Consider the following 11,668-nt stretch of genomic DNA (forward strand, 5'->3'; position numbering starts at 1 on the left):
GCCGGACACGCAAAAGCCGCGAGCCGTTTATGCGAGCGTTAAGTACTTTTATGGAAAGTCAATTTTTATCGTATCGGCAAATTTCAGTTGAGGCACTTCCTCATCTAATCGGGATTATGAACAATTCTGAACATATGAGGTATAGCGTGAACCTTGATTCATATGATAAGTGCGCTTTATATATAAAGAGATTTGCTGAGCAATGGAAAACGTTAGGTTATAGTTGTTGGACGATTACTGAAAAGAAAACCGGCCAGGTAATTGGGTGGGGCGGTATTGTCATCGATGAAGATGACCCACATTGGGGCCCTGAGCTGATTTACTATATCGCCCCAGAGAAAAGTGGATTAGGTTATGCCAGTGAGTTAGCGAATTTTGCTACGAGCTATGCTACGAATGTAATTGGGCTCAGCAAAATCGTTGCTTTTGCACACCCTGAAAACGTAGCATCAAACAAAATTTTAGAACGAGTTGGTTTCAAGTTAGTTCGATATCTTGATGATATGTCTAGGAACCTCTACGAGTTCAATGCTGGTACTTAACAAACCGTTGCACGGGGCTCGTAGGCGAGTCCGTTAACAGGAACGTTATGTGTAAGGAAAAGTATGAGCAATTATCTTGATATTGATCTGGCATGGGGCGGTTACTATGCCTGCGCCTCAAAGGAAAGTGATGAAATATCAATCATTCGTTTGCTCGATTTCAATCGAGAGGCTTATCACGCTTGTCTGTTCGATGAAAGTTTCGATAAGACTCCAGGGCCGGAGGTGGTCGACGAGCTATCCGCGTTTGTCGGGTATGCACCAATCGACGCTCGAGGGCTTCTCAATTATGGCTCAGTGGTGCTCATCGGAAGTAGGCTGCTAACTCGTGATGATCTAGAAGGATATTTGTATTACCTCGAAGAATTTGGGGTGCCGGAAGACGAAAGGGAAGAACTTGTCGAATCTCTGATTGCTTTTAGCAAGGATAAACCTCTCGCTTTAAGACTCTCCCTAAGCGATGGTGAGTTACAGATCGAAGAGAGAACCTGAACTCAGGAGTAAACCACATAACCAATACGTCAACGGGACCGCTTTGTTCCACTAGTGCTCCACAAACCGGCCTGTTACGCTAGTGTTATGTAACAAGGAAAAATCAAGCATGGAAATATTTACGGATAGACTGAAAATGACTCAAATTGCGGACAACGATTGGGAATTATTTGAGTCTTTATATCGTGATCCTGCTGTTATTAGCTTATGTTTCGATGAACCATCGGCTTTTGAAATAAAAGAAAAATTTGAATCAAGGCTTCCTATGTGGTCTAAAGCTTCAGAAAATTGGCTATGCCTTACAATGACTGTACGGGAAACTGGTGAAAAAATTGGAATCACCGGCTTTCAACTTATCGATGGCGTTGCAAACGTTGGGTATTTAATTCTCCCTCAATACCATGGTCTTGGGTTTGGTACAGAATCATTGAAGGCATTAATCAACTGGGCTTCCAATGAACAAGCTATTACGGAATTTAGTGCAGTAGTCACAGAGAGCAATGTTGGTTCAGAGAAAGTACTTGTCAAATGTGGTTTTTTTCTCAAAACCGTAGTACCGAATGCCTACGAAATTGGTGGGAAACTGTATGCTGATCATATTTATTGCATCGAAAATATTGTTACATAACAAACGCATCAAGACGGATTCGCAACGCATGGCGGTTTTGGTTTGATTCTTCTTTTGTGTTTACGGTGCAATAATTTAGTGTCGAGGTAGCGTTGCTCACCACTTAAACGGGCGTTATGCGAATGGGGAACAAAGTGAAAAATACAGTTTTGATTGATTTTGACGGTGTTATACGTCACTGGTCGAGTGCTGGACTTGATAAGCACGCAGCGTCATTAGGTCTAGAACGCAATCCCTTGTTTGCATGCGCTTTTTCTGAGAGACATTTGCAACCGGCTATTACGGGTGAGATTTCACACGAAGAATGGTGTGATAATGTCCGTTTCGATCTGTCAAAAGAGTACGGGCAAGGTGTGGCTGGAGAGTTAGTAAATAAATGGTACTCTCTGGAGGCTGAAATTGACTACGAGTTTCTAACCAAAATTCGTAGTCATCTTTCTCTCGGGCAACTTGTTCTGGTGACTAATGCCACAAGTAGACTAAATGACGACCTTCACTTCGTTGGTTTAGATAGTGAGTTCGACCAAGTCATTAATTCATCTGAAATAGGAGTTGCGAAGCCAGCATTGAACTATTTTTACATTGCACTGAAGAAACTTGGTGTAAGTGAAGATGAATGTGTATTTATTGATGATTCTGCTAAAAATGTGAAGGCAGCGAGGTCTTTGGGTATTGAAAGTCTATTGCATTCGAACACTCAGGAAACTCTGAAGTTCATTGAGGAAAAATGCGCATAACAAACAATGGCAAGCGAGGCCAAAGGCGCACTTGCTGTAAACGTTATGTGCCAAGGAGCCTAGGTTGAAACGATACAAAGTCATTCGTTTTCAGTTTGATGGAAGAGCAGCTGTTCTCAATCAAAAAATATCGAACGATTGGGAAACAAGCGTCAAGGACAACTGGCTCGAGAATAAACGAAAAATTAAAGAAGAAATCATTGCTGAATTTGGTGTAATAAATTGCTTTCGAAAGATTCAGGACTTTTCAGATATAGACTCAGATCAACCATCTTTAATTGCGTTTCATAACCAGTTTATGAAACAGATTGCTGATGCTTACTCTTTCGGAGCTTATTATCCGGCACTCACTGGTGCGTCTTCTTTAGGGGAAAGGATACTAAATCACTTGGTTCTGAAACTAAGGGAATATTTCAAAACTACTCCTGAATACCAGAAAGTGTACAGAAAGAATTCTTTTGATAGCTGGGATTTAGCTATCAACACTTTGGAATCATGGGATGTCTTACTACCTGAAGCAGTCGCGACCTTTAGAGAGTTAAAAACTGTTAGGAATCACTCTATTCATTTTAATCCTGAAACGGATGAAAACTACAAAGAGGCAGCTTTAAATAGTATTTTGTTGTTAAAAAAAATCATAAGGCAGCAGTTTTCGGGTTTTGGGGCTCAGCCGTGGTACATTGCCGGCATTATGGGGGCTTGTTACGTAAGAGAGTCATTTGAAGACGTACCATTTGTCAAAGAAGTAGTATTACCTAATTGCGTAAAGGTTGGTCATCTTCATTCTGTTGAAAGAGTCGGACATCAATTTCAAATAATAGATGAGGAAAATTATGCAGATATCAGTGTTACAGATGAGCGTTTTAAAGAGTTGGTTAACAATGCCAGCAAATATGATAAAAACAATTTATTAATAAGTGGAGACGGCACATAAAAAACGCTGTTGTCGTTTCGTTCCCTGCGGTCACTGGGACACAAACGTGTGGGCGAACAGCAATTTTCGCTCACACGTTTGTGCCCCAAAGCTTAGCGTTATATTCCATGAGAAAACGAGAACAATCACCAAAAGGCCTTTACTGTTGTCCATGCTGTGGTTATGCAACTTTAGGCGAGCCAGAAGCATATGAGATTTGTGCAGTGTGTGGATGGGAAGATGATGGTCAAGATGATCCAGAACATAAAGCAAATTGGGGGCGGGCCTAATCATGTATCACTTGAGAAAGGTCGCATAAATTTCATCGTTACTGGGCAGTCTGAGGTAACGCGGAGAATGCCGCCGCGAGATCCATCTGAGAGTTATGAGCAACTTCGCAAGTTTTCTATAAAGATAGTAGAAAGTAAAATATAACAAGGTAATGCTGCGGATTAATATTACTTCGCAGTATTAACCGAAGATCACGGCGTTATTTTGCTTATTTGAATTATGAAGGATAAGGGTAGGTGATATTTCCACAAGCTTTAAAAGTTGGTGATAAAATTGGCTCTTTCATCCGTTAACGTTGCCTGCTATGCGCCTTGATAAATTTGTTTGTAAAAGTACCGAGCTAACCCGACAGGAAGCGATTCAATGTATTCACTCTGGTGAGTTGAGTGTTAACGGCGAAGTGACGATGAATGAAGCGGTTCAGGTCCATGAAAACAATACCGTACTGTTGCATGGCGCTAGGCTGAAAGCACGGGACTTTCGTTATATCTTGATGCATAAACCAGCGGGTACGGTGTGTTCTAATATCGATGAAGTTTACCCGTCTCTGTTCAATTATTTAGAGGTTGATAAGGTCTCAGAACTTCATATAGCAGGGCGCTTGGATGCGGATACGACGGGCCTGGTTCTGATCACGGATGATGGGCGTTGGTCTTTTCATATTACTCTACCGAGCAATGATTGCCGCAAAGTCTATCGAGTTCAATTGTCCCAAGCCATTCCTGCAGAACGGAGTAGCGACATTGTCACTCAGTTTAAACAAGGCTTACAACTGCAAGGTGAGCTGGGGTTAACTCGTCCTTCCAAATTAGACATTATTACTCCAAAAGAAGTACTGTTAACCATCACCGAAGGCAAGTTTCATCAGGTAAAACGTATGTTCGCTGCCGTAGGGAATCGTGTGGTTGGCTTGCATCGTGAACAAATCGGCGAAGTTTGCCTTGACCTAGATGTTGGGCAATGGCGCTATTTATCTAAGAATGAAGTAGAGTCTTTCAACAATAATTAGAATTCATGGAGGTTAGCTTATGACTACAAAGCGCATATTATTTACTGGTGGATCGGGAAAAGCAGGAAAGCATGTTATTCCTTACCTTCTTGAGCAAGGCTATAGGGTATTGAATGTTGATTTAGTCCCTTTGGATCACCCTGGAGTGGATAATTTGATTGCCGATATTACGGACTCAGGACAAATGTTCAATGCTTTAAGCGCTTATGCGGGATTTGATGAGCTGGAACCCGGTCTCGGTGTGCCAAAATTTGATGCCGTCGTGCATTTTGCTGCTGTCCCGCGCATTTTAATTCACCCTGATAACGAAACTTTTCGAGTCAATACCATGGGGACTTATAACGTCATCGAAGCCGCCGTGAAGCTGGGCATTAAAAAAGTGGTGATTGCTTCATCAGAGACAACCTATGGTCTGTGCTTTTCGGATGGTCAAACCGACCCACATTCTTTGCCGTTAGAGGAGGATTATGATGTTGATCCTATGGACAGTTACGGGTTGTCTAAGGTGGTGAATGAGAAAACGGCTCGTAGCTTCCAGCGCCGTTCAGGTTTTGATATTTACGCGCTGCGCATTGGTAATGTGATTGAGCCCCATGAATACGCGGAACTGTTTCCGCATTATTTTAAACACCCTGAAGTGCGCCGCCGAAATGCGTTTTGCTATATAGATGCTCGCGACCTCGGGCAAATTGTGGATTTGTGTTTGCAAAAAGACGGCTTAGGTTTTCAGGTGTTTAATGCGGGTAATGATCATAATGGGGCGATTATCCCAACAAAAGAGTTAGCCGAACGCTTTTTTCCTGGCGTGCCATTCACTCGAGAAATGGGAGAGCACGAAGCCTTGTTTTCGAATCGTAAAATTCGCGAAGTGCTGGGGTTTAAAGAACAGCATAATTGGCGTCAGTATGTGAGTGCTTCTGACGAGTAATATGTAAAGGTGTAAAACCCTGATCTTTTGGGTTCTACACCTTTAATAACCATCAAGCCTTAAGACAAAACCGCATTGGAAATATCGTCCAGTAGAGAGGCGCCTTTAGGTTCCCAGCCTAATGCCTTTTTACTTTCTTCGCCGGATGCATTCAGTGATAGCTCTGCAAAATGCGCGAAATGCCCAAAGTAGTCTTGGGCTTGCTCTTTGGCTATGGCGCGAGTGGGAATATTAAGTCGATCACCAATGGTTTGCATAATCGTTTTAAATGGGATGTTCTCCTCGCCAACCGCTAGGTATTTATGGCCACTCTCTCCTTTTTCTAACACGAGACGATATAAATCAGCGGCATCTGATAGGTGAACAGCGGCCCATTGGTTATTGGTATTTTCAATATAGGCAGAGACTTGCTTACTTTGCGCAATCTCAAGCATTGGACTAATTAAGCCAAATTTATGAGTATTATGAACTTGTGGTAGGCCAACAACCATGCAATTTGTCCCCTTTTCATAACAGGCTAAAGCGGCTTCGTCTGACGCGGCGCGGGGGATCTGCTCGGAATTAAGTTCCCGCATAGCCCAAGCACCTGATGTCACTATGAGCGGGCGCGATGTGTGATTAAGCGCTTTTCCCATGGCTTGGATGAGGTGTCGATCGTCTTCGCAGTTTTGTTTGAAGGTAGTGAAGTCATGATTGAAGGCGGTATGGATCACTGCATCGGCCTCTTTTATACCAGCCAAAATCGAATCGACATCTTGTAATGACCCTATGTGTGCGGTTGCGCCAAGATTTTCTAAAATAGCAGCACTGGTTTCATTACGTGCTAGTCCCACAATATCGTAATTATTTTCTAGGAGATTTTTTACGATAGCTTGCCCAAGAAAGCCTGTCGCGCCAGTAATAAAGATACGTTTCATGTTCTGCCTCTACTGTGTGGTGGTGAATAAAGTCATTGTATGAGGCGCAGAGCTTTATTAAAGTAGTGTTCTTATCATGGTATAGTCACTAATAGGATAATAATGGAATATACACCAGAGCAGCACCTTGCCGTCTTTTTAAAGAAAAAACGCCAAAGCATTGAGCCGATGTCGTTGGGCTACGATACTGCGCGGCGGCGTACACCAGGATTACGACGTGAAGAAGTTGCTCAGCGTGCTCATATTAGTGTGACTTGGTATACATGGCTAGAGCAAGGTCGCGGTGGTGCTCCGTCAGAAGAAGTGCTATCTCGCATTGCAAAAGCGTTATTGCTGACCGATGCAGAAAAAGAATATCTGTATCTCACGACGTTAGGGCACTTACCTAAGGCGGAGTATCAATTATCTGAGGTGATTACGCCGCAATTACAATCCATTCTTGATGCTTTAAGCCCTAACCCAGCGATTATTCGTAACTTATCGTGGGATGTGCTTGCTTGGAACGACGCGGCTACAGCGGTGTTAACGGATTACCCATTATTGGCCCCAGAAGACCGAAATATTATGCGATTGTTCTTTTTAAAAAATGAAGTGAAAGCACACAGTCGTGATTGGGTTGATACCGCTAATTTAATTGTCAGTGCTTTTCGTACCGATATCGCTCGATTAGGAGAAACGGAGCATACGGAGCAATTGTTGGTTGAATTGTTGGAACGCAGTGACGTGTTTAAAACACTTTGGACATCACAGCAAATTAGTCATTTCAATGAAGGCGTGAAGTGCCTAAATAAACCAGAAGTAGGGGAAATTTCCCTTGGGTATTCCTCCTTTAACATTTCCAGTAGGCCAGAGTTAAGTTTGATCGTTTATACGCCTCAATCTGAAGCCAGCTTGGCTAAGGTAAAACAACTTATCGACGATTGTAAAAAATAAGGCTAGCGAGAGACTAGCCTATGACGGTACTTCACCTTTAAACATTAGAAGCATCGGTTTTGTTGATGATTAGAGTTAGGCAAAGCGCTTTTCTAAATAGCGAATAATCTCAGAGGATTCGTACATCCATTCTACCGTTCCCTCTTTTTCTATGCGTAAACACGGTACTTTTACTTGGCCACCCCCTTCAAGTAATTCTTGACGGTGCTTTGATCCTTCTGGGGCATTGCGTTTTTCAATAGGGAGATTCAACTTATACATCGCTCTGCGCGTTTTGGTGCAAAATGGGCAGGCTGCGAACTGATAGAGCGCGAAATGTTTCAGCTCATTGTTCACTTCTTGTTGCTGTTCAGGGGCGCGTTTTTTCTTTGCGCCGCGGGTAACAAGGTCAAGGGCAATAATGATGTAGCCCAATAGATTACGGATTAAGTTGATAACTATTTTCATGGGGGTGACTCGCATTTTGTCTAATCAATATGGAAGGGTAAATTTTGCTCATTCTAGCGGTAAACGGGTGATTATTTAAGTGCTCGAAGCGAATGTTTTTAAGTCTTCACATTGTTTGTGTCATGATGGCTAGGTCTCACACTGACACTTTAAATTTATTGGAGTATATACATGAATAATAAACTGATTGGACTGATTTTGATTGTTGCTGGTGCCGCTTTAGCCGTATGGGGTTACAACATATATGATGCCGCTACCTCTCAAGTGGCTCGTGCGTTAAGCGGTGACACACCGATGAAGGCGTGGGTGGGTATGGTCGGTGGCGCCATCTGCGTTGTGTTTGGCTTGTCTAGAATGCGTTAAACAAGCATTCGATAGGGAGAAGGGCGGATTAAAATTGGCATTTTATCTGGCTTTTAATATCCGTTTGATATGGTTTTTTTTATAAAATGAGCAGGGAGACCATGTGAAGTTTATTTTCATTTTACTGGTATGTTTTGTTAGTTGGCTGCCAACACTTTCGCTGGCGGATGATAGTCGTTTACAGCAGGCCTTTGAATTACATCAAAGTGACCTCCAAGTGGAGGGGACAGGGCGTGTGGTTCGTATACTAAAAGACGACACCAAAGGGATAAAACATCAACGCTTCATTCTGAAACTTCCCAGTGGTCAGACACTTTTAGTGGCACATAACATTGATTTAGCCCCCAAAATTATGGATTTGAAAAAGGGCGATACGGTTGAGTTCTATGGTGAATACGAATGGAATCGCAAAGGTGGTGTGCTGCATTGGACCCATCGCGACCCTCATCATCGTCATGTGGATGGTTGGCTTAAACACAATGGTCGTACTTATCAGTAGCCAGTAGCGAATGAAATCTAATTGGTTTTTTGTTGTGATGTTCTCTTATTATCTCCTTATTTTATAAGTTTTAGATGGTTTCGGACGGCTCTTTTTTTCTGTCACAATATAGGGGAATACTTGGAATGAAGCTGATAGCGGTCAGTGAATCTTGTATGGATTCATTATATGTTTGCAGGGCTTATGACTGATTGATCAGCTGGTTGATCACGACTCTAAACAGGAGGTAACAACATGACAGATATCGATATTGGTATTAATAAAGAAAATAGATCCGAAATTTCAGAAGGGCTAAAGTGCCTATTAGCGGATTCTTATACTTTGTACCTTCAAACCCATAATTTTCACTGGAATGTTACGGGCCCTCAGTTCCGTGAATTGCATCTAATGTTTGAAGAGCAATATCAAGAGCTTGCGTTAGCGGTGGATGACATTGCAGAACGTATTCGTACCCTTGATGTTCCCGCTCCCGGCACTTATAAAGCCTTCGCCGAGTTAAGCTCTGTGAAAGAAGTTGATGGCATACCGAGCTCAGCGGATATGGTGAAATTGTTAACTAAGGGTCATGAGCAGGTGGTGAAAACTGCCCGTAAAGTCTTAAAAGTAGCGCAAGAGGCGGATGATGAATCCTCTGCATCATTGGTATCCGATCGTATGCGAGTGCACGAAAAAACGGCGTGGATGCTAAGAGCAACCCAAGCTTAATCTCTATTGCACTTCTAAAGCTACATGCAAAGCCAGCGGTTTGTTTTTCGCTGGCTTTTGTGTGTGTATTGCCTTTAGCAATTGTAAGTATGGTTAAATGGATTGGATAAGGCTGATAGGATTGCAGCCTTATCCATTTTCAAAGAACGGTCTGGCACAAAAGCGTTAGCTAAGGTGATGGACTGGCTCCATTCCGTATACGGGTGTGTCTATTTCTTCCATGCGTGCTTTTAATTGCAGTGATAGATATTGAGAGTAGTGTCTCGATTGATGTAAATTACCACCATGGAACCAGAGGGCTTCTTGATGCGTCGGTTTCCACATGTTGCGAAGTTCTCCTTCCCATGGGCCTGGATCTTTTGCTGTGTTCGATCCCATTCCCCAGCATTTGCCAACTTTGTCAGCGACTTCTTGAGAGATAATTTTAGCCGCCCAGCCGTTCATGGATCCAAACCCTGTAGCGTATACGATTAAATCTGCCTCTAGTTCCGTACCATCCGTGAGTACTACTGACTTGGGTTTAATGTGCTCAATAGAGACACCTGATTTAAGCTTGATATCACCGTTGGCGACAAGTTCTGAAGCGCCCACATCTATGTAATAACCCGAGCCACGACGAAGGTATTTCATGAAGAGCCCAGAGCCATCTTCGCCAAAATCGAGCAGGAATCCTGCATCCGTTAAGCGTTGGTAGAAGTCTTTATCTTTTTCTGCAACCGCTTGATAAGCTGGAATATGAAATTGTGGCATCACTTTAAAGGGGATGGATGCGAAGGTTAAATCTGCTTTATAGGTAGTCATGCCATTTTCGACGGCTTCTTCAGAATATAAACCGCCAAGAACGAGTTCCATTAATGAGTCAGACTTGATGATATGAGTGGATGAACGTTGGATCATAGTGACATCCGCATCGTTTTCCCACAGGGCACAACAGATATCATGGGCTGAATTGTTACCACCAAGTACGACGCATTTTTTGCCTTTATAGGCTTCTCCTCCAGGATGTTGGCTTGAATGGTGCTGTTCCCCTTCAAAGGTGTCCATTCCAGGAATGTTGGGCATGTTAGGGATGCCAGACATGCCAGTAGCTAGAATGAGCTGCTTAGGATAAATTGTGAGCTTTTCGCCATTTCTATCGACATTTACCCGCCATTCTTGTTTTTCTTCATCGAATTCTGCATGTGTACAGTGTGTAGAACCCCAATAGTTTATCTCCATCACTTTGGTGTACATTTCTAACCAATCGCCAATTTTGTCTTTCGGAGTGAAGACAGGCCAGTTTTCAGGAAAAGGAAGATAAGGCATATGGTCATACCATATGGGATCGTGTAATGAGAGTGATTTATAACGGTTGCGCCATGTGTCTCCAGGTTTTGGTAGGCTATCAATAACAATTGTTGGAACGTCAAGTTGGCGTAGACGAGCCGCTAGACCTATGCCGCCTTGTCCTCCACCGATAATTAGGCAATAGGGTTGTTCTGTGTAACCTAGTGTTGCTTCTTCATGTTGGCGTTTTTCAAGCCATGTTTGGCGGTTTTTATTGGCACCATGTTCAGCCCCTTTGGGACGCAGTTTGTTACGTTTTTCTGGGTAGTCTTTAAGCTCCGTCATGGTTGTCAGGAAAGTCCAAGCAAGATCATTGCGTAATCGTAGGTAGGCACGTCCTTTGGCAACCGATGTTTCGAAGGTAATCCAAGCATCAATTACACCGTCCGCTTCAGTGGCATCTTCTTCTAATTGCCAGTTTGTTGGACGAACTCGACTCATGGTTTCGGCAATCATGTCGCTGATGGCGGATTGACCTTCAAGGGTTTTAATGTTCCATGTGAAAGCGACTAAGTCCCGCCAGTAACCATTTTCTTCAAACAGTAAAGCCGCATCGGTGGGGGTATTTGAACTAAGTGTATTCGATAATTTTTCTAGCCAATTGATGACGGCTATATTGGGTTGATGCGTTGTATTCAATGCGGATTGGTTGGTCATATCTATCTCCCATGCAGATTATTATTTTTATTACTGCGCTTATACCAAGCTCAGATTCGAGGATCTTATCCGAATTTTATTGGTTGTAAGGAAATAGCAGCATGCATGCCAATAGAGTGCTTTTATTGTTTTTTAATTTTACTTATTTGATTTTTCTCGATTTTTTCAAGAGATAATCACTAGTTTGAGATCGTTTTTAAGATATTCATGCGCTTAATCATCGTTACACTTGTGATGGTTTCTGATACAGGTGTAACGTTCACTGTGACAAGAATAGAGCG

At 42.7% G+C, this 11,668-nt stretch carries 15 protein-coding genes; 12 read left to right on the top strand and 3 right to left on the bottom strand.

Going from position 1 to position 11,668, the window contains the following annotated elements:
- Window positions 1-50: 50 nt before the first annotated feature.
- The 8 genes from JHD45_RS14415 (at window position 51) to JHD45_RS14450 (ending at window position 5,540) form a co-directional block, all read left to right on the top strand.
- The gene (locus JHD45_RS14415) at window positions 51-542 is read left to right on the top strand and encodes a GNAT family N-acetyltransferase (protein WP_067015892.1); all 492 of its coding nucleotides are present in this window, start codon (window positions 51-53) and stop codon (window positions 540-542) included.
- A 63-nt stretch (window positions 543-605) separates the two neighbouring features.
- Window positions 606-1,034: a hypothetical protein gene (locus JHD45_RS14420; protein ID WP_199477210.1), complete on the top strand. Its 429-nt coding sequence runs from the start codon at window positions 606-608 to the stop codon at window positions 1,032-1,034.
- Window positions 1,035-1,143: 109 nt separating this feature from the next.
- Window positions 1,144-1,662, top strand: a complete 519-nt coding sequence (locus JHD45_RS14425; RefSeq protein ID WP_199477211.1) for a GNAT family N-acetyltransferase — start codon at window positions 1,144-1,146, stop codon at window positions 1,660-1,662.
- Window positions 1,663-1,796: 134 nt separating this feature from the next.
- Window positions 1,797-2,399: an HAD family hydrolase gene (locus JHD45_RS14430; RefSeq protein ID WP_199477212.1), complete on the top strand. Its 603-nt coding sequence runs from the start codon at window positions 1,797-1,799 to the stop codon at window positions 2,397-2,399.
- A 64-nt stretch (window positions 2,400-2,463) separates the two neighbouring features.
- Window positions 2,464-3,333 carry a hypothetical protein gene (locus tag JHD45_RS14435; RefSeq protein ID WP_199477213.1) on the top strand — a complete coding sequence of 290 codons (870 nt, stop codon included), beginning with the start codon at window positions 2,464-2,466 and terminating at the stop codon, window positions 3,331-3,333.
- Window positions 3,334-3,440: 107 nt separating this feature from the next.
- Window positions 3,441-3,602, top strand: a complete 162-nt coding sequence (locus tag JHD45_RS22630) for a CPCC family cysteine-rich protein (RefSeq protein ID WP_199477214.1) — start codon at window positions 3,441-3,443, stop codon at window positions 3,600-3,602.
- Window positions 3,603-3,907: 305 nt separating this feature from the next.
- Window positions 3,908-4,612: a pseudouridine synthase gene (locus JHD45_RS14445; RefSeq protein ID WP_199477215.1), complete on the top strand. Its 705-nt coding sequence runs from the start codon at window positions 3,908-3,910 to the stop codon at window positions 4,610-4,612.
- Window positions 4,613-4,631: 19 nt separating this feature from the next.
- Window positions 4,632-5,540 (top strand): NAD-dependent epimerase/dehydratase family protein, encoded by a 909-nt coding sequence (locus tag JHD45_RS14450; protein ID WP_199477216.1) that lies wholly within the window; start codon window positions 4,632-4,634, stop codon window positions 5,538-5,540.
- Between the two features lie 59 nt (window positions 5,541-5,599).
- Here the strand turns inward: JHD45_RS14450 and JHD45_RS14455 are convergent, their stop codons facing one another.
- The gene (locus JHD45_RS14455; protein ID WP_199477217.1) at window positions 5,600-6,457 is read right to left on the bottom strand and encodes an SDR family oxidoreductase; all 858 of its coding nucleotides are present in this window, start codon (window positions 6,455-6,457) and stop codon (window positions 5,600-5,602) included.
- A gap of 102 nt (window positions 6,458-6,559) precedes the next feature.
- Between JHD45_RS14455 and JHD45_RS14460 the strand changes: the two genes are divergently transcribed.
- Window positions 6,560-7,390 carry a helix-turn-helix transcriptional regulator gene (locus JHD45_RS14460; RefSeq protein WP_199477218.1) on the top strand — a complete coding sequence of 277 codons (831 nt, stop codon included), beginning with the start codon at window positions 6,560-6,562 and terminating at the stop codon, window positions 7,388-7,390.
- A 75-nt stretch (window positions 7,391-7,465) separates the two neighbouring features.
- Here the strand turns inward: JHD45_RS14460 and JHD45_RS14465 are convergent, their stop codons facing one another.
- Window positions 7,466-7,837 carry a glutathione S-transferase N-terminal domain-containing protein gene (locus JHD45_RS14465; protein WP_199477219.1) on the bottom strand — a complete coding sequence of 124 codons (372 nt, stop codon included), beginning with the start codon at window positions 7,835-7,837 and terminating at the stop codon, window positions 7,466-7,468.
- Between the two features lie 171 nt (window positions 7,838-8,008).
- On the opposite strand from JHD45_RS14465, the gene JHD45_RS14470 reads away from it, so the two are divergent.
- The 3 genes from JHD45_RS14470 to JHD45_RS14480 all read left to right on the top strand — a co-directional run bounded on the left by JHD45_RS14470 (window position 8,009) and on the right by JHD45_RS14480 (window position 9,404).
- Window positions 8,009-8,200, top strand: a complete 192-nt coding sequence (locus JHD45_RS14470) for a DUF3185 family protein (RefSeq protein WP_199477220.1) — start codon at window positions 8,009-8,011, stop codon at window positions 8,198-8,200.
- A 103-nt stretch (window positions 8,201-8,303) separates the two neighbouring features.
- Entirely contained in the window at window positions 8,304-8,699 is a 396-nt protein-coding gene (locus tag JHD45_RS14475; protein WP_199477221.1) for a DUF3465 domain-containing protein, read from the top strand.
- Between the two features lie 234 nt (window positions 8,700-8,933).
- On the top strand, window positions 8,934-9,404 hold the full coding sequence (locus JHD45_RS14480) for a Dps family protein (RefSeq protein ID WP_199477222.1): 471 nt from the start codon (window positions 8,934-8,936) through the stop codon (window positions 9,402-9,404).
- Between the two features lie 165 nt (window positions 9,405-9,569).
- Here the strand turns inward: JHD45_RS14480 and JHD45_RS14485 are convergent, their stop codons facing one another.
- Window positions 9,570-11,387 carry a flavin-containing monooxygenase gene (locus JHD45_RS14485; RefSeq protein ID WP_199477223.1) on the bottom strand — a complete coding sequence of 606 codons (1,818 nt, stop codon included), beginning with the start codon at window positions 11,385-11,387 and terminating at the stop codon, window positions 9,570-9,572.
- Window positions 11,388-11,668 lie beyond the last annotated feature (281 nt).

Source organism: Marinomonas spartinae (assembly GCF_016461715.1).
Lineage (GTDB): Bacteria > Pseudomonadota > Gammaproteobacteria > Pseudomonadales > Marinomonadaceae > Marinomonas > Marinomonas spartinae_A.